23 protein-coding genes are annotated in these 26,741 nt (G+C 50.2%); 10 read left to right on the top strand and 13 right to left on the bottom strand.

Annotated elements, in window-relative coordinates:
* Nucleotides 1-24: 24 nt before the first annotated feature.
* On the bottom strand, nt 25-1,452 hold the full coding sequence (locus FCN45_RS21460) for a trehalose-6-phosphate synthase (protein ID WP_246862568.1): 1,428 nt from the start codon (nt 1,450-1,452) through the stop codon (nt 25-27).
* A 442-nt stretch (nt 1,453-1,894) separates the two neighbouring features.
* Between FCN45_RS21460 and FCN45_RS21465 the strand changes: the two genes are divergently transcribed.
* The gene (locus tag FCN45_RS21465; protein WP_137387198.1) at nt 1,895-2,386 is read left to right on the top strand and encodes a GNAT family N-acetyltransferase; all 492 of its coding nucleotides are present in this window, start codon (nt 1,895-1,897) and stop codon (nt 2,384-2,386) included.
* 102 nt (nt 2,387-2,488) lie between these two features.
* On the opposite strand, the gene FCN45_RS21470 is transcribed toward FCN45_RS21465, so the two are convergent.
* Nucleotides 2,489-3,196 carry a phage antirepressor KilAC domain-containing protein gene (locus FCN45_RS21470; protein WP_192235489.1) on the bottom strand — a complete coding sequence of 236 codons (708 nt, stop codon included), beginning with the start codon at nt 3,194-3,196 and terminating at the stop codon, nt 2,489-2,491.
* 337 nt (nt 3,197-3,533) lie between these two features.
* On the opposite strand from FCN45_RS21470, the gene FCN45_RS21475 reads away from it, so the two are divergent.
* A complete protein-coding gene (locus FCN45_RS21475) occupies nt 3,534-4,526 on the top strand; it encodes a glycosyltransferase family 32 protein (protein WP_137387200.1) in 993 nt (330 codons plus the stop codon).
* 4 nt (nt 4,527-4,530) lie between these two features.
* On the opposite strand, the gene FCN45_RS21480 is transcribed toward FCN45_RS21475, so the two are convergent.
* Nucleotides 4,531-5,385 (bottom strand): helix-turn-helix transcriptional regulator, encoded by an 855-nt coding sequence (locus FCN45_RS21480; protein ID WP_137387201.1) that lies wholly within the window; start codon nt 5,383-5,385, stop codon nt 4,531-4,533.
* 115 nt (nt 5,386-5,500) lie between these two features.
* On the opposite strand from FCN45_RS21480, the gene FCN45_RS21485 reads away from it, so the two are divergent.
* Nucleotides 5,501-6,910, top strand: a complete 1,410-nt coding sequence (locus FCN45_RS21485; protein ID WP_137387202.1) for an MFS transporter — start codon at nt 5,501-5,503, stop codon at nt 6,908-6,910.
* 214 nt (nt 6,911-7,124) lie between these two features.
* Nucleotides 7,125-9,557 carry an outer membrane protein assembly factor BamA gene (bamA, locus tag FCN45_RS21490; RefSeq protein ID WP_137387203.1) on the top strand — a complete coding sequence of 811 codons (2,433 nt, stop codon included), beginning with the start codon at nt 7,125-7,127 and terminating at the stop codon, nt 9,555-9,557.
* 205 nt (nt 9,558-9,762) lie between these two features.
* On the opposite strand, the gene FCN45_RS21495 is transcribed toward bamA, so the two are convergent.
* From FCN45_RS21495 to FCN45_RS21520, 6 genes are all read right to left on the bottom strand, one after another.
* A complete protein-coding gene (locus tag FCN45_RS21495; protein WP_137387204.1) occupies nt 9,763-10,839 on the bottom strand; it encodes a glycosyltransferase family 9 protein in 1,077 nt (358 codons plus the stop codon).
* A 256-nt stretch (nt 10,840-11,095) separates the two neighbouring features.
* Nucleotides 11,096-12,181: an ABC transporter ATP-binding protein gene (locus tag FCN45_RS21500; protein ID WP_137387205.1), complete on the bottom strand. Its 1,086-nt coding sequence runs from the start codon at nt 12,179-12,181 to the stop codon at nt 11,096-11,098.
* A gap of 3 nt (nt 12,182-12,184) precedes the next feature.
* Nucleotides 12,185-13,129 (bottom strand): carbohydrate kinase family protein, encoded by a 945-nt coding sequence (locus tag FCN45_RS21505; RefSeq protein ID WP_137387440.1) that lies wholly within the window; start codon nt 13,127-13,129, stop codon nt 12,185-12,187.
* Nucleotides 13,129-13,968, bottom strand: coding sequence for a carbohydrate ABC transporter permease (locus tag FCN45_RS21510; protein WP_064739810.1), 840 nt, complete (start codon nt 13,966-13,968; stop codon nt 13,129-13,131). The genes FCN45_RS21505 and FCN45_RS21510 overlap by 1 nt, the downstream gene beginning before the upstream one ends.
* Nucleotides 13,958-14,866, bottom strand: coding sequence for a carbohydrate ABC transporter permease (locus FCN45_RS21515; protein ID WP_064739811.1), 909 nt, complete (start codon nt 14,864-14,866; stop codon nt 13,958-13,960). Before FCN45_RS21515 ends, FCN45_RS21510 begins: the two co-directional genes overlap by 11 nt.
* A 9-nt stretch (nt 14,867-14,875) precedes the next feature.
* On the bottom strand, nt 14,876-16,123 hold the full coding sequence (locus tag FCN45_RS21520) for an extracellular solute-binding protein (protein ID WP_137387206.1): 1,248 nt from the start codon (nt 16,121-16,123) through the stop codon (nt 14,876-14,878).
* A gap of 799 nt (nt 16,124-16,922) precedes the next feature.
* On the opposite strand from FCN45_RS21520, the gene FCN45_RS21525 reads away from it, so the two are divergent.
* The 4 genes from FCN45_RS21525 (at nt 16,923) to FCN45_RS21540 (ending at nt 20,710) form a co-directional block, all read left to right on the top strand.
* Nucleotides 16,923-17,360, top strand: coding sequence for a VOC family protein (locus FCN45_RS21525; RefSeq protein WP_137387207.1), 438 nt, complete (start codon nt 16,923-16,925; stop codon nt 17,358-17,360).
* Between the two features lie 869 nt (nt 17,361-18,229).
* Nucleotides 18,230-19,036 carry a hypothetical protein gene (locus FCN45_RS21530; RefSeq protein ID WP_137387208.1) on the top strand — a complete coding sequence of 269 codons (807 nt, stop codon included), beginning with the start codon at nt 18,230-18,232 and terminating at the stop codon, nt 19,034-19,036.
* Nucleotides 19,037-19,111: 75 nt separating this feature from the next.
* Nucleotides 19,112-20,023, top strand: a complete 912-nt coding sequence (locus FCN45_RS21535; protein ID WP_137387209.1) for a phytanoyl-CoA dioxygenase family protein — start codon at nt 19,112-19,114, stop codon at nt 20,021-20,023.
* 48 nt (nt 20,024-20,071) lie between these two features.
* The gene (locus FCN45_RS21540) at nt 20,072-20,710 is read left to right on the top strand and encodes a LysE family translocator (protein ID WP_137387210.1); all 639 of its coding nucleotides are present in this window, start codon (nt 20,072-20,074) and stop codon (nt 20,708-20,710) included.
* Nucleotides 20,711-21,129: 419 nt separating this feature from the next.
* Here FCN45_RS21540 and FCN45_RS21545 read toward each other — a convergent pair whose 3' ends face one another.
* Genes FCN45_RS21545 through budA form a run of 3 tightly spaced genes read right to left on the bottom strand, consistent with a single transcriptional unit; the run spans nt 21,130 to nt 24,396 of the window.
* On the bottom strand, nt 21,130-21,903 hold the full coding sequence (locus tag FCN45_RS21545) for a (S)-acetoin forming diacetyl reductase (RefSeq protein WP_137387211.1): 774 nt from the start codon (nt 21,901-21,903) through the stop codon (nt 21,130-21,132).
* A 16-nt stretch (nt 21,904-21,919) separates the two neighbouring features.
* A complete protein-coding gene (alsS, locus tag FCN45_RS21550) occupies nt 21,920-23,599 on the bottom strand; it encodes an acetolactate synthase AlsS (RefSeq protein ID WP_137387212.1) in 1,680 nt (559 codons plus the stop codon).
* Between the two features lie 14 nt (nt 23,600-23,613).
* Nucleotides 23,614-24,396 (bottom strand): acetolactate decarboxylase, encoded by a 783-nt coding sequence (gene budA / locus FCN45_RS21555; protein WP_137387213.1) that lies wholly within the window; start codon nt 24,394-24,396, stop codon nt 23,614-23,616.
* A 104-nt stretch (nt 24,397-24,500) separates the two neighbouring features.
* Between budA and FCN45_RS21560 the strand changes: the two genes are divergently transcribed.
* Nucleotides 24,501-25,379, top strand: a complete 879-nt coding sequence (locus FCN45_RS21560) for a LysR family transcriptional regulator (protein WP_137387214.1) — start codon at nt 24,501-24,503, stop codon at nt 25,377-25,379.
* A gap of 91 nt (nt 25,380-25,470) precedes the next feature.
* Here FCN45_RS21560 and FCN45_RS21565 read toward each other — a convergent pair whose 3' ends face one another.
* A complete protein-coding gene (locus FCN45_RS21565; protein WP_137387215.1) occupies nt 25,471-25,710 on the bottom strand; it encodes a transcriptional regulator in 240 nt (79 codons plus the stop codon).
* A 347-nt stretch (nt 25,711-26,057) separates the two neighbouring features.
* On the opposite strand from FCN45_RS21565, the gene FCN45_RS21570 reads away from it, so the two are divergent.
* A complete protein-coding gene (locus FCN45_RS21570; protein WP_101761078.1) occupies nt 26,058-26,264 on the top strand; it encodes a DUF3606 domain-containing protein in 207 nt (68 codons plus the stop codon).
* The last annotated feature ends 477 nt before the right edge of the window (nt 26,265-26,741 follow it).

Consider the following 26,741-nt stretch of genomic DNA (forward strand, 5'->3'; position numbering starts at 1 on the left):
CGCAGGCGGCCTCATCCATTTGCATCAATAACGCAGTCGCCCACTGAAACCATTCGAAATTATCGCACCTGATTTCAGGGTTAAATCGCATTCCTGTTCTCGCGGCTGCAGCGCGTTGATGAAGCTATCGGCCCATTTGTGGCAATCATGCAGATGCAGGTTTTTTAGCAGGCTGGCGTGACGTTCGCGACGCACCGAAAGCGGCATGATAAGCGCGGTATGAATGGCATCGGCGATGGCATCGGGATCGTAGGGATTGACCAACAGTGCGCCCTGCATCTGTTCGGCGGCGCCGGCAAACTGCGACAGAATCAGCACGCCGGGATTAGCGTGATCCTGCACCGCCACATAGGTTTTCGCCATCAAACTCATCCCGGCTATCAGCGGTGTGACCAACGCCACACGCGCTGCACGGTAAAATCCGCACAGTTCTTCATGTGAATAATGGTTGCTCAAATAACGCACCGGATACCAGTTCAGCTCGCCATGCACGCCGTTCATTTCGCCACAGCGGGTTTCCAAATCGCGCGATAACTCTTTAATGCGATGGCTGTAACCTGACGCCGCTGAAGCCAGCTGCACCATGGAAAACTTGTGGTGATACTCCTCGTGTTGACGCAGTAAAACTTCTATGGCGCTGATGCGGTAGGGCGTGCCGGTGCTGTCGTCAAAATGGCCACCGCTGAGGATCAGATTCTCCGGTAAGGTTGCGCGACATTGCTGCTCCATATACTGGCAGCTGTTGCTTTCAGCTAGCGCGCTGGTTTCCACGGTATCAATGCCTACCGGGAATACGCCTACGCGAATATGACGGCCGTGGATACGCAGCGTGTAAGGCGTTAGACGCTCGCAACGGAAGCGGGATTCAATCCAGGCGGTGAAATTGTTCATGTCTTGGGTGGTCTGAAAGCCAATTAAGTCGGCGCACAATAATGCATCGGCCAGATAGCGCCAGTTCGGCACCGATTCAAAAGATTGTCCTGCTGGGAAAGGCTGATGGAAAAAGAAGCCGATACGATTTATCAGGCCGGCATCGCGCAGCATTTTAATGCTGGGAATCAGGTGATAATCCTGCAACCAAATATCATCATCGGGCATGGCATATTCACTAATGGCGCGCGTATAGGTTTCATTCAGTTTCATATAACCGATTTGGCTGCTGGTGGAAAAACGCGCCATGTCGGGGCGCTGATGAAATACCGGCCACAATCCCTGATGAATATATTGATGATAACCTTCTTCATATTCTGCTTTGGTTAAGCGAAATGTCAGCGTGTCGAATGCTTTGCCGCTAGTAAAATTCAGCTCACGATGAGGTTCAGTGGTAAATGATTCAAACTCGCCACTCCATTTCACCCACATGCCACCGCGACGCGTCAATATGCTTTCATAAATGTTAGAAAGCGTTGAGTGATTATTTTGATTGTGTGATACCAAAATCAAGCCTGACATAGTTTTGACCCGTTGCTTAATCTGCCCATGAATCGTTGGCAGAGAATTTATAAAATGTTGGCGCAGTATAAATTGCAGCATGCCGCTCATGATTTACGCTCACAGGCGTTAATGGACCGGTGCGTGTTGACCGCTGACGTTATGCGGATGAACCGCTATTAGTGAGTTCGATACTTTTCATCTCGCGCTACCTCTCCGAATCCTTCAGGGCTGTCGATGAAATTAATCTAACCGACCAACCCGTAAAAATGTCGTAAAAAAGACGCTGAGAGTTATAAAAATTTAATAGATTTTATTTAGAACCCAGATAAATGTTGGCATTAATTTTTTTTGATCACTTTAGATAGCGACTTTAATGGTTTGAGGGGGGTACTTATGCGCAAAGACACATTCGGCCTGTTAGAATGACCGCCGTTCATAGAGGAATCTAAGAGGTTTAATCGTGTCAAAGTTAGTATTTAGAGAAGCCAGGCTGGCAGATGTGGATCGCTGTTACGCGATTGAAATTGAGGCTTACGAAGGTGATGAAGCCGCCACGCGTGAAAAAATTGCTACCCGCATTGCGCAGTATCCACAAGGATTTTTATGTCTGGAAACCGATGGCAAGGTGATTGGTTTTATCAACGCCGGTTGTGCGTGGGAGGTGGTGATGTCGGATGAAGCGTTCAAAGAGTTAATCGGCCACGATCCGGCAGCACCCAACGCCGTGATTATGTCAGTGGTGCTTGATCCCGCGTATCAGGGCAAAGGTTATGCGTCGCTGCTGATGCGCCAGTTTATCGAGCTGATGAAGAAAATGGACAAGCGAACCATTCATCTGATGTGCAAAACCCAGCACGTTGAGTTGTATAAAAAATGGGGCTATCAGTACGTCAAACCGTCTGAGTCAGACCACGGTGGCATGGCGTGGCATGAGATGCTGATGAAACTGTAATTCAACAGGTAAATATAACGCTAAGCATTCAATGATCGCACATTCCCTGGCGGCGCGATTTATCGCGCAATAAATTACGCCGCTAGGACACCTGCGCACACTTTATGCAGCCACACCTTTCGGCTGAGCCGACAGATGTCCCGCCCATAAACTGGCCACCCATTTCACGCCTTTGGCGGTGAAACGCGCTTGGGAGAAAGCATGCTGATTCTCGCCACGTCCGGAGCGCAGGGTGAAATATCCCGCCTGTATATGGTGCTGCTGCGGTGCCAGCGTGCCTTTTTCGCGATACATGATGTTGCGTTCTAACAAAAACTCACGAAACTCAGTTTCCTTTACCTTCAACATCTTGCACAGCTGACGAAAGCCGAGCGAATCTTCGATCTCGACAAAGCGATCAAAAAATTCAGCCTTAGGGGCCGACAACGCAAGTTGCTGCTCAGCCGCACGGCGCTGCTCAAATTGCTCCGCCCAGGCGCGGGCCGCTTCCGCCGGATTGGTGAAATCAGGCAGATGGGTAAACTGTTCACGCTGCTGCCAGAGATCGAGTAATTCCGCAGTGAAGCCAGGCGAAAGCCGGGCAACGGCAAGTAATGAATCGCGCTTGTTAAGATGAAACTCCTGACGCACTTCACCCTGATGCTCATAGAGATTCACCGTCAAAGGCTGGGAAAGACGCTGTGCGGTTTCCAGGCTTTTCACCAGGCGCTTCACTTCGCCGTGCGTAATGCCCGTGACATGGGCAATTTCGCGGCTGCTCATCATCATTGATGCATTCAAAGCAGACAGACTTTCCGTTGAGATCATTATCATTATCACCTCTTGCAGACTTACTCAGCCTCGTGGCTGTTGAATAAGTATACGCAATACTGTTTATATATCCAGTATTATTTTTAACCGTTCACCTAAGATGTTCGGCTTTGCGTAACGTTTCACAAAGCCAGATCCCGCACACCCGGCGTTCTACGTATTCTCTTAAAGTGAGGTTTTAGCGGTTTATTAAATTGTCGCGCTGAGTGCTGTTTGATAATTTTGAGCCAATTTTCCGGGCTTTTGTCGGCTTTCTGCAGCATTAGGTGCAGGGCTGATGTGTGCCTTTTTTAACAGCAATAAGTAGTTAACTGGCGGCTGTGCTGCTGGAGAAACGATGAAAAAGAATAAATTTAAAACCCATTTGGTTTCACTAGGTTTACTGGCGGAAAAAAAGCTGACCAAACGCAGAACGCTGCCCGATTACAATCCTGCCGCAGAACAGGATATCAATTTAGTTGCACGCCAGACCGCGCCCGCTGCCATTCCGCGTCAGATTTGGATGTACTGGGAAAGTGAAACGCTACCGGAGGAAGTGCAGATTTTTGTCGATAAAATCGTGCGCGAAAACCCCGGCTATCAGGTAACCGTCATCAATAACCTGAATATTCAGCACTATCTGCCCGATCTGCACTTCGTGCATCAGGATATGCGTCCTTCACATAAAAGTGACGTAATCCGGCTGGAACTGCTGTATCGCTATGGCGGAATCTGGATGGATGCCACCATCATTCTCAACCGCACGATGGACGAATTGTTAGCGGTGAATGTTAACGATGGTTATGACTTGATCGCCTTTTATCGCGACAGTTCGACGCTGGATAAAGCCTATCCGGTGATTGAATCCTGGTTCCTGGCCGCGCCGAAAAATAACGCCTTTATTGCGCGCTGGTTGCACTTTTTCCGCCCGATTGTTGAAGTGGGCGCCGACGAGTTTTTCCGTCGTTTGCTCGCGCTGCCCAATTACGAAACTATTGTTCAGGGCATCACGCCACCAGATTATTTGGTGGTGTATATCGCGCAGCAGCAGGCGCTGCGTGAGAACAATCAGTACAACTTCTATCTGCGTAAATGCGAAGCCAGCGCGTTGCTATATCAAAGCCTGGTGGAGTGGCGTCCGGTGAAGCTGAGCCGCATGCTGATGGTCGATCGTCTGCCGGCCGTCTTGCCGCCGCTGACCAAACTGACGGGATTTGATCGTAAATATCTCGACACCAACCTGAAATATGGCGTGGTGAACAAAGACAGCTTATTGGGTCAGATTCTTTTAAACAGCCAGAAGGGCGCCCACCCGCAAACACCGCTTCCGGCACTGACGAGCAAGGCATAACGCATCACGGATTGATCAACTGCTGGAGTGCTGCGGCGCTGATTTCATCGTCCGGCACATATACCAGCAGGCGATCGCCGTTGCGTGACGCGGACCACCAGTTATTTTGCCGCAGCGTCATTTCACCCACTTCGTCGCGGTAAAAACGTTTAACGCGATTCTCCACCTGGCCCAATTCATAGCGCTGCCAGGTGTGCGCAAACTCATCTGAACTGTTTAGCAAGCGGGCAAGAAAGCTTTCCCAGTGTGGATCGCCAAGGTGCTCGCCCATCTGCCCGCGAAACATCGCCACCATCTGCGGCATCACTTCATCCCAGTCATTCAGCGCTTTGCGCCAGGTTGGGTGGTTGAAGGCCAGCCAGATGCAGTTGCGATCTTCAGGCGCGATCTCGGCTAGATCCACGCCCATCAAGGCACACCACGCAGCGTTGTAACCGAGAATATCAAAGCGCGGCGTCTCAATAATCGCCGGTAACTGGATCGCATCGAGCATCTGCTGATTGTGCGCGGCAATTTTGCAGCAGGCGGCTACCACGCGCACCGAGGGCAATGCGTGCCCGGCGAGCGAAAACAGGTGCTGCGTTTCCACATCGTTGCACTGCAACGCGCTAGCGATCGCCGTCAGGGTTTTCGGCGAGGCTTTGATATCGCGTCCCTGTTCCAGCCACGTATACCAGGTCACGCCAACATCCGCTAACTGCGCGACTTCTTCACGGCGTAAACCCGGCGTGCGACGATGGCGCATGCGGGGTAAACCGAGTCGATTGGGATCGAGATTTTCCCGGCGCGTGCGCAGAAAGGTGCCGAGTAATTTACGGTTGTTTTGTTCGGTGGTAACAGGCGCGGATGCCAGGCTCATAAGCAGATCCTTCGACAAGACGGGTAGTGTTTATACCATGATAATCAAGAACTGGTACCCGTTTAACGGTTAGGTGATGCTATGCCGTACTGACAGCAAAAACAAGGTAAAACCGATGCAGACATCGCAACTTCAACGCACAGGATTGATGGTCCTGCTTGCCGGGCAGCTGCTGCCCATGATTGATTTTTCTATCGTTAACGTAGCGTTAGACGCGATGGCCCACACGCTGCAGGCCACGGCGATTGAGCTGGCGCTGATCGTCGCGGTCTACGGCATTGCCTTTGCCATCTGCCTGGCGATGGGCGGACGGCTCGGCGATAACTACGGCCGCCGTCGCGTGTTCCTTGCCGGAGTAGGGATCTTCGGTATTGCATCGTTATTATGCGGCATCGCCAATAGCGTTGGCCTGTTGATGTTTGCCCGCGCGCTTCAAGGCGTGGGCGCGGCCTTTATCGTGCCGCAAATCCTCGCCACGCTGCACATCACGCTGAAGGGCAGAGCGCATGCGCGCGCCATCGGTTTGTACGGCGGCATTGGCGGGCTGGCCTTTATCATCGGTCAGGTGTTGGGCGGATTTCTCATCAAAGCGGATATCGGCGGCTACGGCTGGCGCAGCGTTTTCCTGATTAACCTGCCAATTTGCCTGTTTGTGTTGATCACCGCGCGCCGCTTTGTGCCGGAGACGCAGAACACGCAGCGCGTACCGGTGGATATTAGCGGAACCTTGCTGCTGGCGGGCGCGATTGGTTGCCTGATGCTGGCACTGGCGCTCGGTCCGCTGCTGCATTGGTCGTGGCCGTGCATCCTGCTGCTGGTGCTGTTCCCGCTGTTTCTGCATCGTCTGCGCCAGAGTTCGCTGCGTTTGGAAGCGGCCAACGGCGCGCCGCTGTTGCCGCCTTCACTACTGCGTCTGCCGAGCGTGCGTTTTGGCCTGACGCTGGCGGTGCTGTTCTTCTCCTGCTGGAGCGGCTTTATGTTCTCTGTGGCACTGACGCTGCAGGCCGGTTTAGGGCTGACGGCGTTTCAATCCGGGAATGCGTTTATCGCGCTGGGCGTGGCCTATTTTATCGGGGCGATGCAATCCACGCGCATCGTCGAGCGTTTAGGTAAGCGCGGCGCCTTATTAATGGGCTGCGGTATTCAGATGGTTGGATTAGTGGCCCTTATCGCCACGCTGCAACTCGCCTGGCCGCAGGTCGGTATTTTCACCCTAATTCCCGCCACGGTGCTGATTGGCTTTGGTCAGTCGTTTATCGTCAGCACCTTCTACCGCATTGGCATGAGCGGCGTGCCGCATCATCAGGCGGGCGCGGGCAGCGCGGTGCTGTCGACGGTGCAGCAATCGGCGTTAGGTCTAGGCCCGATGCTGCTGGGCGGTGTATTCACGCAGATCTATACGCATGGCAATCATCTGGCGGCGATCACCGGAACGCTCGGCGTTGAGCTGGTGATGATGGCATTGCTGGTGATCTTCACCAGCCTCAATCGCCGTACGTTTCAGCCGGTAACGGTAGAAGGGTAATTCTTATGCGGAGATTTTGGCAGGAGCGATGCAGCTTATTGTAAAACAACCGAAAATCCGCGAGTCGCGCTGAATTTACCTTTGGCTCAGCGGTCTTTTTTCCGGAACATATCGCCGCAGTTAACGGGCTGAACCGCGTGTTCAGCCCGTTTTTATGTGGTGCGGAAGCAAGACGCTTGAATCAGGCACAGTAAAAACGGCAGGCTCACAACAGATGAAGAAGATGTTAACCGGGTTGCTTTTAATGGTAACCACCACTGCCTTTGGTGCAGATGATTTCACCCTAAAGGATATTCACTTTGCTGGGCTTCAGCGCGTCGCACCCGGCGCGGCGTTGCTGCATATGCCGCTGCGTGTTGGCGATCGCGTCAATGATGATGATATTCGCAACAGCATCCGCGCGCTGTTCGCCACCGGCAATTTTGACGATGTGCAGGTGCTGCGTGACGGGGATGCGCTGCTGATCAAAGTCAAAGAGCGCCCGGCGATTGCCAGCATCTCATTCTCTGGTAACAAAGCGATTAAAGAGGATCAGCTCAAGCAGAACCTTGATGCCTCGGGCGTGCGCGTGGGTGAAGCGCTGGACCGCACCACGCTATCGGATATGGAAAAAGGGCTGGAAGATTTCTACTACAGCGCCGGGAAATATACTGCCAGCGTCAAAGCGGTCGTCACGCCGTTGCCGCGCAACCGCGTCGATCTGAAGTTTATTTTCACCGAAGGCGTGTCGGCGAAAATTCAACAGATCAATATTGTTGGCAACCACGCTTTTTCCGCTGATGAACTGATTTCGCATTTCCAGCTGCGCGACGATGTGCCGTGGTGGAATTTGATCGCCGATCAGAAATACCAGAAACAGAAACTCTCGGGCGATTTAGAGACGCTGCGCAGTTATTATCTCGATCGCGGTTACGCACGCTTTAACCTCGATTCCACACAAGTCAGTTTAACGCCGGATAAAAAGCATATTTACGTCACGATAAATATTCATGAAGGCGATGTTTATCATGTTAGCGGCCTAACGCTGAGCGGAAATATGGCCGGCTATTCCGCCGAAATTGAAAAACTGGCGCACATGCCGGCGGGCAGCTTATACAGCGGGGCAAAAATCAGCCAAAACGAAGAGGCGATTAAAAGCCTGCTCGGTCGTTACGGCTATGCGTTCCCGCAGGTGAATACGCAATCGGAAATAGACGACAGCGCTAAAACCGTGCAGCTACACGTGAATGTCGATGCCGGGCGGCGCTTCTCGGTGCGACAGGTGCGTTTCTCGGGCAATGACACCTCTAAAGATGCGGTGCTGCGTCGTGAAATGCGCCAGATGGAAGGCGCATGGCTGGCGAGCAATCAGGTGGAGCAGGGCAAGGCGCGCCTTAATCGTACCGGTTATTTCGAAAGCGTAGATGTTGATACGCAGCGCGTGCCGGGCAGCCCGGATCAGGTGGACGTGGTGTACAAAGTGAAGGAGCGCAATACCGGCACCTTCAACGTTGGGGTGGGTTATGGCACCGACAGCGGCATCAGTTATCAGCTTGGTGTCAGCCAGGATAACTGGATGGGCACCGGTAATACCGTGAGTTTTAGCGGCACAAAAAACAGCTATCAAACCTATGTCGAAATCGCCGCTACCGATCCCTATTTCACCGTGGATGGCGTGAGTCTTGGCGGCAAACTGTTCTACAACGATTACAGCGCGGAAGATAACGATCTTTCCGAATACACACTGAAGAGCTTCGGCGCGAGTAGCACGTTAAGCTTCCCAATCGGCGAAAACAGCAGCGTGAACAGCGGGCTGGATTACGTCTATAACCGCGTCAGCAATATGGCGCCGCAGGTAGCAATGTGGCGCTATCTGGGTTCGCAGGGCATTCATCCAAAAGTCATCACCAGCAATGACGACGATGACGATGCCACCGTGGCGGACAAATTTACCGCCAACGATTTCTTCTGGAACATTGGCTGGAGCTACAACTCGCTGGATCGCGGCTTTTTCCCCACCTCGGGCGTGAGCGCCGGTTTCAACACCAAAGTGACCATTCCAGGTTCCACCAACAGTTATTACAAAAGCACGCTGACCGCGAACGGCTACTTGCCGCTGAGCAGCGACCATCGCTGGGTGCTAATGGGCCGTAGTAAAGCCGGTTACGCTGACGGTTTAGGCGGCAAAGAAGTGCCTTTCTACGATAATTTCTATGCCGGCGGTTCAAGTTCGGTACGCGGATTTTCTTCCAATACCATCGGGCCAAAAGCCGCCTATTACCGCTGCAGCGGCAGCGAAAGCAGTTACGGTGCTTGCCCGGTGGAGAAATCGGATGATGCGGTGGGCGGCAATGCGATGGCGGTGGTGAGCGCGGAGCTGATTGTGCCTACGCCGTTTATCAGCGAGCGTTACGCCGATGCACTGCGCACCTCATTCTTCGTTGATGCAGGCACCGTGTGGGATACCGGCTGGCAGAATACCGCTGCCACTAAAGCGGCGGGGATTCCTGATTATGGCGATCCCAGCCAGATTCGCGTGTCGAGCGGCGTGGCCTTGCAATGGCAGTCACCGCTGGGTCCGCTGGTGTTTTCGTATGCGTTGCCGATTAAAAAATATGAAGGCGATAAGTCGGAGCAGTTCCAGTTTAATATTGGTAAAACCTGGTAGATGTATTTAATTCGTTAAAGGTTGAGAGGGGTTTTACATTATCTTTAAACGCTGAAGACAGAATAAATTAGCCAGCAGGGTAAAATAGCCGTCGTGAAATGCTTAAGGAATGAGTGTTCGCCAATATCGTTGTTATGCATGTGATTAACTTTATTTCGCCACCCAATGTTGGGTGGCTTTTTTTCATTAGAGATGATGAAAGTGTTTACGAAAGCTTAAGCATACTTGCTGCCCGGATTGCAGTCTCAACTGCCGGAAAAATTGTGTTGATTGAACAATGACTAATGTAATCATTTTCAACCACTATCTGATTACCCTGAGGATAATTTGGTGCCCAGGTTTTATAGCCGATCAAGCCGGTATCCTTGAGCTTCCTCTTATTATAAAGTGCCACTAGTGGACGATTTAGCGCGTTAGCAATGTGGACGATGGAAGTATCCGTACTCACTACCACGTCAGAGATGCGGACAATTTCAACTGCGGTATTTATGGTACTTTCTGACATAATTAAAGCACCATGCGCACTGAATGAACGTACTTTGTTGCTCTGCCCGATTACCACAACTTTTATCTCCGGATTAATCGAGTGAATAAAGTAGATGAGAGAGATGACCTGTTCTTCGGAGAAATCTTTATCCGTGGCGCCAGAGAAAGGATTCACAGAAACGACAATATCGCTATCTGTAATTCGAAGGGCATTCTTGACTCTGTTTTGTTCTTTAGCACAGTGCCCAAGTTTATAATGAAATGAGGTTTCGTGGATATCGAACAGTGCCAGCACCCGCTTATGGCGTTCAGTGATATGCTTCTCGGCATCAAGATAACGGATGGATGCATTATAAATACCCGGAAGATTTTTATTAAAGCCAACATGGTGGCTACGTCTCATCAGCCATGCCAGCTTCAGACGTTCATAATCCTGAACATCGTCAAAATCGATGACAACATCAAATTTCTGAGCGTGTAACAGGTCAAGTGACATCCGATTTTTATATTGAATAATCTGATCAAAATAGTCGCAGTTATGGAGCAGTTGCCCGCATACCGGACCAGTGAGCACTGAGACTCTGTAACCTTTTTCTGCGAGTTTAAATGCAGTCCCAGTCGTCACGACCATGTCACCAATCTTGTCGTCGAGACGAAGAATCAATATATTACGCGCTTTAACAGGTGCAAAAGCATCTCGGGTGCGTATAGTCCGGATAAGACACAACAACACTGTTTTTTTTATTTTTCTAAGCAGGTTGTTTTTATTTCTATTAATCGTTTTCAGGAACCGCATAACAATACCCGCACATATGAAAAGGCCACATTGAAAAATTTAAAAGATGAAACGATGCGGCAAGGATGATCATTGGATGCTTATGTTACCGTTTTCAGTGATTAAAAAAAATCTTTCTGACAGCTCACGAGAACATCCTATTCAGCGCAATGTACGCACTCCAATACGGAAACTAATGATTGGGCGAATAGGATGCTCATGCGCTCCCTAAACAGCAATGACAATTTTAAGGGCCTTTTCTGGCCTGAGCACCGACTTAAAGCGACTCAACCAACCTTAATCCCGTCTCCGCATCAAACAGATGAATCTTCTCGGCGTTGAAGCCGAGCATAATGCTCTCGCCGCTCACCGCCGTGTGGCGACCGGCAATCTGCATATGCAACGGCTGACCGTGCCATTCGAGATGCAACAATGTGGATTCGCCGGTGATCTCCACCACTTTCACCAATGCTGCGGCGTTGCTGCTGGCTTCCAGCAGATCGTGCGGGCGCACCCCGAGCGTCACGACTGCGCCAGCACGTTCGCGCGCTGCCGCTTGCCAACGCGCGGGCAACGGCTGCCACAGATCCTGGCACTGCACGCCGGGCACGCCATCGCGGGCAATCAGCTGTGCCGGTAACAGGTTCATCGGCGGTGAGCCGATAAAGCGTGCGACAAAGGTATCCGCCGGACGGTCGTAAATCGCCAGCGGCGCGCCTTGCTGCACGATGCGGCCATCCTTCATCACCACAATTTGGTCGGCCAGCGTCATCGCCTCAACCTGATCGTGCGTCACATAAACCATGGTGGTTTTGAAACGCTGATGCAGCGATTTGATCTCGGCGCGTAGCTCCATACGCAGCTGCGCATCGAGGTTCGACAGCGGCTCATCGAACAGGAACACTTTGGGATTTCGCACCATCGCGCGGCCCATCGCCACGCGTTGACGCTGTCCGCCTGATAGTGCACGCGGATAGCGTTGCAGCAGCTTATCGATGCCAAGAATCCCGGCGATGCGCGCAATTTTAGTATGCTGCTCCTCGCGCTTCACCTTCTTCACCTGCATGTGGAACGCCAGATTCTCCGCCACGGTTAAGTGCGGATAGAGCGCATAGCTCTGAAACACCATGGCGATATCGCGATCGGCTGGATCGCGGTCGTTGATTTGCACTTTGTCCATCAGGATCGCGCCATCCGACAAGCTCTCCAACCCGGCCAGCAAGCGCAACAGCGTCGATTTTCCGCAGCCGGATGGGCCAACCAGCACGGTAAAACTGCCGTCAGGAATGGTGAGATCGAGCGGATGCAGCACCAACTGTTTTGCGTAGCGTTTGGCCACTTTTACGAGTTCAACACTGGCCATAATTTAAAACTCCTGGGAAAGTTGCAGTTGATGCCAGTCGGGGTAACGACGCGGCAAGGTGCTGATAGCCAGTGACGCCACCGAAATCCCCCATTGCAAAGCCGTGGTGAGATCTTGCTGATGCAGCAGGGCGGTGAGAAATCCGGCGTTGAAACTGTCGCCCGCGCCGATGGTATCCACCACCGTGACCGGACGCGCAGGCTGACTTACTGAATGATCTACCTGCCAGCAGCGCGCGCCCTTCGGGCCACATTTCACCACGCAGCCGCCGCGTCCGCTCAGCTGTTGCGCCAGCATTTGCGCGCTGGCGGGCAAGTCGTCTGACGCCGCTAATCCCAGCGTTTCCACTTCATTGAGCAGCAGCCAGTCGCACAGCGGCAGCCAATGCGTGACCTGCTGACGCACTTCGTTTGTCCAGCCCTGCGGCGGCCAGCCGGTATCGACGGCGGTGACAAAGCCGCGCTGCTGTAACTCGGCGAGCAGCGCAGGATAATCGTCATACAGATGCAGACACAAAAAGGTGCCGCACAGCAGCACGATATCGCCGTCAGACGCGGTAGCCGGCAGTTGATCCAGCACATCCTGCGCGGTGAGTTGCACGATATGGCCGAGATTACTCAGGAAAGAGCGTTCGTGATCCGAATGCGTCACGCCAACGGTAAGCGAGGTTTCGCAGCTGTAGCGCGTCCAGTGCGCAGCGCTGTGCGGAAAATGACTCGCCAGCCAGGCGCTCAGGCCATCATTGCCCTGATTGGCGACCGCGCGATGGCGCACCTGCATCGCTTCCAGCGCCAGCGCGCAGTTGCCCGCCGAGCCGCCAGGACGCAGTTCGCTGTGATTCAGCATCACTTCAGTACCGCGCTGCGGCCAGTTATCCAGCGTGCCCATGATCAAATCGACATTAATGTTGCCCACCACATACAGCGTGGCGGTGAGTTTCTGCTCCATCATCCTTTGCTCCCGCCACTGGCAAGGCCGCTAACCAGCGTCTTCTGCAGCCAGATGGCAATAAACAGCGGTGGCACCGACGCCAGAATGCCAACGGCAGCGATCAAGCCATCATCGGTGGCGCGTCCGGCGGTAAATCCGGCAATGGTGACCGGTAAGGTTTGTGCGGCGATATTGCTGGTAAACAGCAGCGCATAGAAAAATTCGTCCCACGCCAGCAGCCAGCCAAACAGTGCGGCGGCCCCCAACACCGGCTTCGCCAGCGGCAGCGTAATGCGTAACAGCACTTGCCAGACGCGCAGGCCGTCGAGCCGCGCCGCCTGCTCAATATCCTGCGGCAGCGTATCGAACTGGTTTTTCAGCATCCAGGTAAGGAACGGCAGAATCAGCGAGCAGTAAACAATGATCAATCCGGGCCGCGTGTTGAGCAGATCGAACTGCTGCAACAGGAAGTAGAGCGGCAACACGAATGCCACCGGCGGCACCATATAGATGGCAAGTGAGGCAAACAGCCAGCCGTCGCGCCCGCGGTAGCGCGAGAAGCTGAACGCTGCCGGAATGGCCAGCAGTAAGCAGATGATTGTCGCGCCGGTGGCGACTAAAAGGCTGTTGCCGAGTGCATGCAGAAACAGTACGCCCGGCTGGCCCGGCTCCAGCGACAGCAGCTTGCCGTAGCGGGTGAAATCCCACTGGCGCGGCAGCCACTCCAGCGGTACGCGGGTGAGATCGCTGGCGGCGCTGACGCTCATCAAAAACAGCCAGCCCATCGGCGCTAACACTGAGAACGCCACCAGCAGCGCGGCGGCGTATTTACCGACATGGCGCAATTTAACCTTCATGAGCGCTTCCTTTGCGGCGCTGGCGCCACAGTAACAACATGTAAAGCGTGATCAGCACCGCGCACAGCAAGGTCATCAACATCGCGTAGGCCGCGCCGCTGCCAGCACGCAGGTAGCTAAACGACTCCTGATACACGTAAAAACTCAGGGTTTTGGTGCTATCGACCGGACCGCCGCGTGTCATTACGTAGATAATGTCGAAAATTTTGAAGGCGTCGATGGTGCGCAGCACCAGCGCCACGCTGAGCGGGCCAACAATCGCCGGGAAGGTGATAGCACGAAAACGCCGCCACGCCGATGCACCATCCAGCCGTGCGGCTTCGAACAGATCGTCGGGGATCGATTGCAACGCCGCCAGCACCAGTAAGGTCACCAGCGGATAGTTTTTCCAGATATCGGCGAACATCACCGCGTTGAGCGCCGAATCCGGCGAACCCAGCCAGCTGCGATAGCCATCAATGATCCCTAACTGCGTCAGCAGGGCGTTGATGCTGCCGTAATCCGGGTTGAAATTCAGACGCCACATCATGGCGTTAACGATGGTCGGCAGCGCCCACGGCAAAATCACCAGCACGCGCAGCACGTTGCGGCCGGCAAATTTCTGGTTTAGCAACAGCGCTACCAGCACGCCGATCACGCCTTCAATTGCCACCGATACCACGGTGAAATAGAGCGTGCGCCATAGCGAACTGCGGAAATCCGCATCGGTGATGGCGAACAGGTAATTTTCAAAGCCAATCCAGCCCGGCGCTTCACCGCTGCCGATCAGGGCGGCATCGGTGAAACTCAGCCAGATGGTGCGTAACAGCGGCCATGCGGTGAGCAACAGCATCACCAACAGCATGGGTGCCAGCAGCACCCATGCCTGCCGTTGTTCGCGTTGACGCAAACTCAGCATTGTTGCCCCTTAGCGCAGACGCGCCGCACTCTTATCTACCGCTTGCAGCGCGGCATCTGGCGTTGCACTGCCCACCAGCACCTGCTGCAACTGCTGCTGCAGCGTGTTGGAGAGACGCGAATAGTCAGCCGTTTCCGGACGCGACAGCATCACGTTAAGCGACTTATCCGCCGCCGCGATCAGGCTTTCCTGGTTTTTCAGCACCGCCGGATCCTGATACGAGCTTTTCCAGATCGGCAGACTCAGCGTGGCGTATTGGTTCTGTACCGGCTGTGAAGTCATGTAGCGGATGTATTGCCATGCCTGATCCGCATGCGTGCTGCCTTTAGTGATGCCAAGGCCCATCGAACCGTTTACCGCACCGAATTTGCCCGGCGCATCGCCTGGCGCGGGAACGATGCCCACCTGGCCGGCGACCTTACTTTGTTTAGGATCGTTGGCCATGTTGTACATGTAGGTCCAGTTGAGCGCGAAAGCCGCATCGCCATTGGAGAAGGCTTTACGCACATCCTCTTCCAGATATTCGCGTGAAGCCGGATTGCTCAAGCCTTCATCCAGCGAGCTTTTCATCAGCTTCACCGCTTGCAACGAGGCCGGGGAGGAGAAATCGAGTTTGTCGTTGTTATAGAACTTGCCACCGAAACCTGATACCAGCGTGGTGTAATCGCACACCAGCGCTTCCGCCTGCGACCAGCTCCACACCAGCGGATATTTCACGATGTTTTTCTGCTTGATGATGCGCGCGTCATCCATCACCTGCTGCCAGGTTTGCGGCGGGGTGGTGATACCGGCTTTTTCCAGCATCGCTTTGTTGTAATAAAGATATTTGGTATCGAGGATCCACGGCATGCCGAGGGTTTTGCCTTTGAACTCAACGGTGTTCATTGCGCCGGAGAAAATCTGGCCTTTTTCATCAGCGCTGATGCGGCTGCTGACGTCCTGCAACAGATCGAACTTAGTGAATTCTGCCGGCCAGATGGCGTCGAACAGCACCACATCGTAGCCGTTACCGCCCGCGCCACGCGCCGCAACAATTTTGTCATGCAGCGCTTCGTACGGCACAAACTCAAGATTAACCTGCACGTCTGGGTGCGTTTTCTGAAACGCCTGCGTCATGGCGCGGATATCATTTTCGCTATACGCCGCCTGCGTCATAAACAATGCATTCAATGTGGTTGCCGCTGCCGCGCTGCCTACGCTGGCTAACAGCACCGCTGCAAAACATCCTTTTATGACTGGGTTGAATCGGATTTTCATGGTGTTTTCCGCCTTAATGCAAAAAGAGGGTGTTTTATTAAATCAATTTGATGGATTTAATAACGCGCACAGGTTGTCAGGTTGCTGCGGCTGACATCGGTTAGCTAAAGCAATTGACGTGCCAGGGCATAAATCTCGTTTGCCGCTGGACACTACTTTGCACAGATTTTCGCCGCTGTCAGGTAAACAGATTGTAAAATGTGTGGCCGATCATAGATATTCATGTGGTTTTAAAAAGGAGGACAGTTGTGAAAAGTGCCGATCAGCTTTTTGCCGAATGCATTGTTTAGGTGCAGTTGCGTTGGGGCTTGCTGCATGAAAGCGCATCTCTTAACGGCGAAATGCCGTTATCAGTAGCTGGTTAGGATGAGATTTTCGGCTGATAATACAGCCAAAAGCGGACGTCAAAATGATGACGGCTTAGGTAGTTCTGTCACATCAAACATAACACCGCATCTTGAACCTAAGCACCATCTGCTGCTGGCGTTCCCTGGTGAAAAACCAGAATTCACTGTCCTTCCTCCGAACTTAAAGCAACCTGAGCTTTTCCAGAAGCATTCTGCTTATCCTCAAGTGATCCTACCGTATGCTCTCTTCTAACATAATAGTGCTTCACTGAATTGCCGCAGCCCTTCTTTGCGATTGGAAATTAGAGACAGCTTCGAGCGAAAAGAGGATATTCGCAATTTATCGATAAAAGATGCAGGCTTGTAAAACGTTCGCGCATTTATGGTGTAGAAATAAAGCAGGCTTTTTATATAGTTGGCTGATGAACTTTCAAAAATCAGTAGGTAATCACATGATCTTAAGTGTCAATCACGTTGGTTTTTCAGTTAAAAATATTGAAGACTCATTATTATTCTGGACTCAGATTCTTGGCGGTAAATTATTACGTGAAGGAAAAATGTCTGGGCCTATAATCGATGAGGTTACAGGTGCAAGGGGAGCTGATGTACGGATGGCTTTGCTTGAACTGGCTGATATCCGAATTGAATTACTCCAATACAATAACATTGAGCAGCCAGAAGAACCTTCAGCGCCCTATATCCCAGGCTACGCTCACCTTGCTTTTATGGTTGAGGATCTTGATACGCTCTTAGGCAAAGTATCGGACTACGGTTGGAAGACGCCGGGTAAACCTCAAACAGTGTCGTCAGGACCCATGCAGGGTACCAGAGTAATATATTTACAAAGTCCTGATGGTCAGACGCTTGAATTGATGGAACGCAGCCAATGAGACCCACATATTATTAGCTGTTATCCTTTAATTAAAACCGTGATGTTTGCAAAGCCCGCTTAGTGAAAAGAGTGGACGACGCCAAGCCCAATGTCCTCTTTGAGCGAGCAGCGGATGTTACTTCACGTTTAGGGCGGGGCTAGGGGTTTAAGATCTGATTGTTCACTTTGCAATGTTGATAAAAATTTCTTTGCTTTTGTGAATAAGTTTCCGCACATATTGATGTGTAGAACTCCTGTCTGTGCTATCGAGTCAGCCTCGCAACTAAAGTGAACAAATCAGCGATGCTGGTAAACCTCGACTAACCGTTAATGGATGTGACTTTAGCCTGACGGCAGGATCACAGCTGTCTGGTTAGATGGATTTAGATGATTAATTGATTTGGTTCTATTTTATCCAGATGGTCTGTACAGACTTAAATTCAATCCATCATAAGTATTTTGATGGTGGTTTAAAAAATAAAGATAAACATTGTTAATAATTCTATTCTTTTCATAACTAACTCTTCTTTCATACTGATTGGTTTCACTGCGTTTCTATTTTCGTATTAATAATGACATAGTGGAATATTGTCGTAAATTAGTCACAGAGCTATGTTCGGAAAAATATATATATATTTTATGATTGGATTTAATTTAGATTGATTTATGATCAATTTGGTTAATTTAACTGAATTGATTGCCTCAGGTAGAGATTTATATGTTAGCGGAATTCAAAAGCCCCGAAAACAGTGTGTTTTTTAAGCGTTTTAAGTCGGATTCCATGTTATTTATAAATATCATATACTTATAAGTTTGGTGACATGTAAATTCAATGCAGTTAAAGTAAATGTAATGTAAATATCTGGTTGAAAATTGAGCATTTATGGAATGAATCTACGACAAAAATGGATATCAATTATCTCTTGCCTGGCACTGAACCCTTCACTTTTATTACATGTTTGTGAGGGTGGAGCTAGATCCAAATCCACCTCTGATGAAAGCTGGTTGAAATTAAAGCGCATTAAGAATGTGAATGGCGATAATAATTTAAATAACTTCCCTCATACTCTTATTAGCTTATGCCTAAGGCATAAAGCCTCTAATCATATGTTGTTTTTGAAAGTCAAAAAATCCATAAATTTACAGATTTTTGATAGACTACTTGAAGCATCGATTTGTATTGATGAATTCAATTTACATTCTGGATTGCACATATATGGAAATCAGGAAAAATACTTCGCGTTGAAAAAACTCTGGCTCAATTCTGGAGAGATGTACCACAACGCATTGATTACCTTGCTAGAAATGCGAGATGTTAAATCCTACCTAAACAGCAGTGACGATATTGGCATTGGTTGTGATTGTCCTCAAGACGTGCTTTTCATTGAGGCCGATTATGAAGAGTATTTTTATCAATTAGTCGGCATCATCGCTGCGCAAAAATTAACAATGCCGCTTTTGATTGAAAAGGTAATGCAAGGAGCGCTACGGCTTGGAATAAAAAATAAAAAAATTCTGATGATTTATGAAAAAATAAAAAATAATATTGATTATTCAGATGGGTGGGTTCAAGAAGAACTCATTCCATTATTAGGTAACAAAATAAAAAATAAGAAAGCTGTTATGCTCGGAGCTTCAATTTATTTAGATGCGCGAGCTGATTATTATGATGCGCTGCTGAATATTACAAATTAATCATCAAAGGGAAAAGTTTTATCTCAACCTAATGGTTGTTCTTGCCCTAATGGGCTTTAAAAATGGAGTAGTGAAGTGATTAATAAAAAGTTCAGCTTAACGAAAGATCAAATTTCTGATTTTCAAGAGAAAGGTTTCCTTTTGTTAAAAGGTTTTTATTCTCCAGAGTTTGTTAGTTATATCAAGTCAACTATTGGTCAGTACATTGATAAACCTACTGATAAGTATCAGACCGGGTTCAGTCGATTAGCTTTTGACATGTACGATGGCGATGAGGTAGTGATTGGTCTGTTGAAAGATCCAGCATTTAAGAAGGCAATGAAAGACCTGACTGGAAGGAATATGTTTTATGCACAAGCATTATCTTTTGAGCTTGAAAAGCTCAAAAATAAAGGCTTTCCATGGCATATCGGTACACAGAGTTTTGGCTACCATCATGCTGAAGATTTTGGATGCACGATCTGGGCTCCTTTAGTTAATATTAATCCAAAAGGGCAACGTGGGGGTATGGCTTACGTACCAAAAAATCGCGTAAACGGTGACTATCTTTACAGTCATATAGATCCCTCCGTGTTCAGTATGCTGCAGCAAAAAATTGACGCGAATGAGAATCCTACTACAGACGATTTCGTTCAGTGGCGTGATGGTCCTCTTAACGATAACGCACAGATGGCTATTCTTAATCACTTTGGAGTAGAGGATGAATTTGAAGTAGGAGATGCGCTTATTTTTGACAAATACGTTATCCATCGAAGCATAATGCTTGGCGAAGGAGAGGTAGATATCCGTGCAGCGTTTGTTATGCGTTTCTTCTGCTCTGAAAGCACATATGATGCCAAACGAGCCAGCGATTTGGAAATCCCAAGAAATTACTTTAAGTATGCAGGTCCAACAAAATTCCACTTGGAAGTAGCTAAGAATGAGGGCGATCGCCTTGTTGACAGCGCTCTATTTGCCGGGCAGGAATACAGAGATCTTTCAATCTAATCGATTAACCGCGGGGGGGGATGCCCCCCATTTATGCAGGGCAAGTTTATGTCTCAGATTTACCTTTACATCTTAATTGCCAGCTTAACCATAGCGAGCCCGGGACCGGGTGTATTGCTCACGTTAACGAATACACTTAATTACAGTTTACGTAGTGCCTTAGCTGGAATTATTGGTGTGGCAGCAGGTATGGGTGTGATTTCTATTATTGCAGCTAGCAGCTTGGGAATAATTATAACAACTTCTCAGTTTGCGTTGATTGTGGTCAAAATTGTAGGTGCTGCTTATCTTGCCTATCTGGGCGTTAAGCTGTTTCGTTCTACTCCAAAAAAAATGAGTGAATCTGGAAGTGAGAGTATTTTAATTCTTCCATCAAAATCATCAAGGTTTCGTCAGGGTTTTTTTGTTTCTTTGCTTAATCCAAAACCCATCGTGTTTTTCATGGCGCTATTCCCTCAGTTTATAAACGCTGAAAAGCCTTTTATCAGCCAGTTCTGTATTCTTTCTATGATTTTTTGTGTGTTGGTGGTTATTATCCACTTCATATATGGTGCTTCGGCTAGTTCAGTGAAGAAAAAACTGGCCACTGGTAAAGCCTTTTCATATCTAAATAAGACTGGTGGTAGTGTGTTTATGGTTTTTGCTATTGGCCTAATAGTCTCTGTTTTTACACCATATTTTCATTGAGTGCTGGTGTTGAATTAAGGTGGCCAAAGTTGTTGTGGCCGCCTTTACTTTCTGAAGACGTATGTTCTTAAGCAGAGAAGGTGACATTTTTATCCTGGCACGAGAAAACATTATCAAAATACACGTTTGTACAGTGGGTAGGGTTCACCAGTGCCCAAGACGAAGCAGCGCTCCAGAATATTTACGTTTTAGGCGTTACTGTCAGCGCGGCATAATTATTTTCATAGTTAATGTGTAAGTATCCTGCATGATTTAGGCATTCAATATCAAATACTCATTAGTGCTTTAACTTCCGCTTTTGGCACAGAAGTGCCTTTGGCGAATATATGTCCACTGTGGGCGAAACCCGATATATGCGGGAAACAGTGCATGATTAATAGCTTACCCACACGGCAGTATGGGTAAGCACGATCCGCGAATCAGTTAAATACCATTCCGCCGTCGATCAGTAGCGATTGGCCGGTCATGTAGTCGGAATCCGGTCCCGCCAGAAATGCGACGCATGCGGCTACATCTTCCGGTTCAGATAGCCGGCCCAAAGTAATACGTTTTGCAAATTCCTGCGTCCCAAAGCCAGCCGGTTTACCTGCCGCTTGTGAAATTTGCCTGTCTATCGATTCCCACATGGGGGTTTTGACAATACCCGGACAGTAGGCATTGACCGTAATGCCTTTCGACGCAAGATCTTTAGCCGCTGTCTGCGTCAGCCCGCGAACGGCAAATTTGCTGGAGCTATAAACTGCCAGCTCCGGATTGCCGACGTGTCCTGCCTGAGAGCAGGCATTAATGATTTTGCCACCGTGATTTTCCGCGGAAAAAGCGCTAATCGCCGCTTGCATCCCCCAAATCACACCCTTAACGTTGACGTTATAAACCTTATCAACAATCTCCTCGGTGATATCGGTAATCGGTGTTGATGGCGCAATACCGGCGTTGTTCACAATGACGTTGAAATCCCCCAGCGCATGGCGCGCTTCTTCAACGGCGTGAAGAACGTTATCGCGTTGGGTGACATCAACCTGCAGCGCGATGGCCTTTCCTCCTGATGTGACAATCTCATCAGCGACATGCTGCGCCGTTTCAAGATTGAAATCCGCGATGGCTACGGAAAAGCCGTCTTTTGCCAGGCGTAAGGCAATGGCTGCACCAATGCCCTGTCCGGCGCCGGTTACAAACGCAACTCTGTTTTTCATAATCATATCCTTTCAATTAGAGAATTTGACTCAGGTGTAACTGACTCATCAGTAGCGGGTTATCGCTGTAGTCGACCGGAATTGCGACCACAGCAGGGCCGCTGACATCCATTGCTTTGCGCAATGTTGGCTCAAGTTCTGCCGCACTGTTAACGGAGAAGCCGGCTGCGCCAAAAGCTTCGGCATAGGCTTTAAAATCCACCGGACCGAAACTGACGCCTGAAATGCGCTGATACTTTTTCTCTTCCTGCATGGCGACCATGTTGTAGGCGTTATCAACCCATATGATGTGCAGGATATTGGCCTTCAGCCTGACGGCAGTTTCCAGTTCCATGCTTGATTGCAAAAATCCGCCGTCCCCGGACACCGATACCACCTTGCGTGAAGGATCAACCAGCCAGGCACCAATAGCCCAGGGTAGGGCGACACCCATGGTCTGTTGACCATTAGAGATCATGATTTGGCGCGCACGGAAGCTATACAGATAGCGCGCTATCCAGATATGAAAGCTTCCCATATCAACGGTAAGGCTGATGTCAGAGTTAATGATGTCTTGCATCGCATGCACGATGCGCAGGGGATGCAGCGCAAATTGATTTAAGCTGGCACCTTGCATCGCCAGTAATTGCCGTTGCTGCTGGCGGTCTTCCAGTACAGCGGCCGCAGCGTGACTTAGCGTTAATGGTGAGAGGATACGGGCGGCAATCTTGCATACGGTCTGCGCAATGTCGCCTACCAGTTCAGCGTCGGGCTGGTAGCGGTTATCCGTATCAGCCGGTAGCACATCAATATGTACCAGAATGGCTTTGCCGCTGTTCCACATTGCCGGCTCATACTCAACCGGGCTATAACCGATAGTGATGATCAGGTCCGCCTGCTGTAATAGCCGGTCTCCAGCCTGGTTGTTAAATAATCCAACCCGTCCGGCAAACCTTGAGAAGTGCTCCTGTCTGACTGCGCCTGCAGCCTGGTAAGTACTGGTCACGGGGATCTGGCTTTTTGACAGCAGTTCATGGATTGCGGCGCTGTTTTCTGGTTGGCTGGCCATCAGGCCCAGCAGGATGACCGGATTTTTCGCCCGGCTAATTTCCTGGCTGACAGCCTCAATTAGGGCATCGGGGGCCGCGCCCAACTTAACGTGTCCACTGTTTTGCAAAGCGCTGCCGGAAACCGGCTGATCAACAATATCCTGCGGCAGGCTGATAAAGGCACCTCCACCGCGTCCGTTTTCTGCATAACGAAATGCGTTAGAGACACATTCGGTCAGCGCGGAGGAGGCGGTGACCTCAACAGCATATTTCGTTACCGGACGAAACATCGACACGGTATCCAGGCTCTGGTGAACCTGTTTGGCGCTATCCGATCGTTTCACCGCTCCGCCAATGGCCACCACCGGATCGCCTTCGCTGGTGGCGGTTGCCATGCCGGTAACCAGATTTGAGCAGCCTGGTCCGGAGGTCACAAGTGCAACCCCGGCATGTCCCGTAAGTCGGCCTACCGCTGCGGCCATAAAGGCAGCATTTGCCTCATGCCTGACAGGGATGAGTTGAATGGGAGAATCCACTAATGAATCAAACACTTTGTCGATTTTGGCTCCGGGGATGCCAAACACGTGGTTTACGCCTTGTGCTTCAAGCTGCGCGACCACGAGATCCGCGCCGCTGTTCCAGTGAGTGTGGGTTTTTAACGTTTTCATATTGCCCCCTATTGTTAGCTTTCGACGGCGCGAATGGCTTCATCAAGATTGTGCGGCGTGAGCTCTGCCTGAAGAAATTCGGTATCCCGGGGAAGATCAATGACAAGCTTGTTGATGGAGCCAAAGGTTAGCGTTCCTTCCTTCAGCACATAATCAAGGATGTGCCCACCGCCTTGCCGGTCATCCGTAATAAAGTGCTCGTGATAACCCGCCACGTTGATCCCCTGCATGTACTGCGGCGTACGGAAGCCAATCAGTTCACCCTGCGTCTCTTTAAATGCGAAGGTTGGCTGATCGCCCAGCACTTCCGGCATCGAGCGATAAGGGCGACATTGGCAGGGAACGGTTCGAGTCCGTACGGCATGAAAGCGACCACTGATACGCATGGCACAGAATTGGTTATCTGAAGTGATTTTGCTGTCGATAACCTGATGAACCTCTTCTCGCGTGGCGGTTTCGGTAAAGCGGTAGCGATTTTCAGGTTTGAAAAAAGTCATCACAGCAAACGGCGTTTGTTGCTCGGGCTGAGCAGGATTGGCGCTGCCATCGGAGCGTAACTGATAGACCTTGCTGTCGAAGGCAATGAGTTCTCCATCCAGCTGGTTGAACGTACCCAGGCCAAAATCGCCTTTCTTTAACAGATCGGACACCGTGGTGGATCCGTCATAAACACCGCTCAGCAGCGCGCTCATCAGTGAAGTCTGATAGATAACCTTTTCTGGTGAATCATCATGGAGTTTAAAGACGGTTTCTCTCAGCTGTTCCTCGCATGAACAGGCAGATACAAAATTACACATTTGCCACCTCGCAAACCAATAGTTAAGCCGTGTTAATATCATGGTGGGCTTTTTGGCTTAACGAATCCAATAGCGAAACCTGTTAACTTTGAGACGTTTTTGATATGGAACTTCGCCATCTGCGTTATTTTGTTGCTGTCGCCGAGACGCTTCATTTCACCCGCGCTGCAGAAATGCTCGGCATTTCTCAGCCACCGCTGAGCCAGCAAATACAGCGGCTGGAACATGAGATTGGGACACCATTACTGAAACGCCTGACGCGCGGCGTAGAACTCACCGAGGCGGGAAGGGCATTCCTAAATGACGCCACTGAGATTGTGCAGCTGGCCGACCATGCGCTTGAGAAAGCCCGTGGTATGGCGCGGGGTATAAGCGGACAGATGTCGCTCGGGTTTGCCAGTTCTGTCGCTTTCGGGGCACCCGTGTTTGACCTTCTTCAGCGTTTTAGAACGCGTTATCCAGCAATGGAACTCATTGCCAGGGAAGAGAATATGGCTTTGCTGATGCAGGATCTGCGGGATGGGTTGCTTGATGCGGCGTTTATTCGTTTGCCGTGTGAAAGCAGCAAAGCGTTCAATTTGAAAGTCATCGCTACCGAAAGAATGATGATTGCGTTACCTGCAGGCCATGCATATAGCTCCCAAGGCACCATTGCATTAGCACAGCTGGTGAACGAAACATTGATTATGTTTCCGCGCGAAGTCGCTCCCAGCCTGTATGAGCTCATCGTCAGCACCTGTCTGCGCGCGGGGTTCATCACAACACGATTTATTCAGGCTCCCCAAATCACCTCGTCTCTCGGCATGGTCGGAGCAGGTTGTGGCATCGCGTTGGTACCAGAGTCCATGTGCTGTGTGACCAACCCGCATGTTACGTTTTGCGAAATAGAGAATAACACCCTGTTTACCGATATCGCCTTTGCCTGGCGGCGCAGCAATCCCTCCAGGACGGTGATGCACCTACTCAGTTTGATTAGCCAGTGATACGGCTAACTCTTTGACATTGATGCAGTGCCTGACCATCGAAATGAAATACTCAGTCTCTTTTGTGCAAAACGCGTGAGGCCATCGCAGCTTACTTTTTTTGGTGCGACACCAGTGCAAAGTAAGGATGTTGACCAGCCAGCAACAATAACAATTCATATTCGCCTTGGCTGAGCTGCCCTGGATTCTTCGCAGACTCTTTCGACTGCCAAACACGCAGGCTAAGATCGAAACGCTCAGCGGCACTCTGTTGTGAAAGGCCAGCGGCAAGCCTGAGATCACGGATATTATGCTGTACGGCCACGGGCCGCTCTAAAAGTTGATTTCTCAAAGAAAACTCCTTAAATACGGGATGGAGTGAATTTGGGTGTATCGCTCACCCGCCTCTAAACATCACGTTAACTTGACCTGGATGCAGTGTTTTAATTTTCTCATTTATCAGAGGCTTATTAAGAAGAAATGAAAATAATTATTTTTTAGTTTAATGAAAAAGATATTGTTGACACATTTCAGAATAAATCGCTGGCCTCGCCAGGATTACTCTCCTTTTTTATCCCCACCTCAACAGCAGGAATATTCCTCTATTTTATCCAGGGTGATTGTTCAATATAGGGAATGTATTGCGCTGGCAAGCCTCATGCCGGGCGTTCCTGCATAAAACAGAAAAGGATAAAAATAATGAAAAACCGTCAATACATTCAGCGGCGTATTCCCGCAGACCTCAGTCAGGTAGAGATACGCGAGCAGTGGCAAATCACGTTCTGGACTCTGAAGTTAAGCACCACACAAGACCGACTGAGTCAGGCCCTGCGCGAAGTCGGGCCGGACCTGGAGAACGTGCGCGCGTGGCTTGAGACAACCCCCACTTCTCGCCCAAAACGTTAGTGCCGGTCAACCGTTAACCACCCCCGTGAGGGTGGCGAACGGACCTTGTGGTAGCGAAGTGCTGCTTATAAACGCCCGCGATAACCTGCGGTGCGTCGTAAACCTGCCCAACAAAAGCGTGTGTGCATAAGGTTTTCCCCGGTGTTGTCACTATAAATAAGAATTTTTATCATTTATATATATCGCGTGCTTTATAATAGCGCGCTATTTATGTAGCTTTTTTATTGTGACAGTTAGCTGGAAAAAGTAAAACGTTTGCACGATGAAATAAATGTATCGTCATTAGATAATTATTTCGTTAAAGAAAGTACAAATGACGGCTTTCCCGACGGGACACTCTTTACGTTCCAGAATAATCATTCAGGTACGCCTTCCTTAAGCGGCAATACACTTCCAATGAGTGGATAGATCGAAATTCCGGTCGTTACTCTTTGCTAGCCAGATAAAGGAATGAATTTAAAAAGTAACCAATTGATA

Origin of the sequence: Pantoea sp. SO10 (genome assembly GCF_005281435.1) — a bacterium.
GTDB lineage: Bacteria > Pseudomonadota > Gammaproteobacteria > Enterobacterales > Enterobacteriaceae > Pantoea > Pantoea leporis.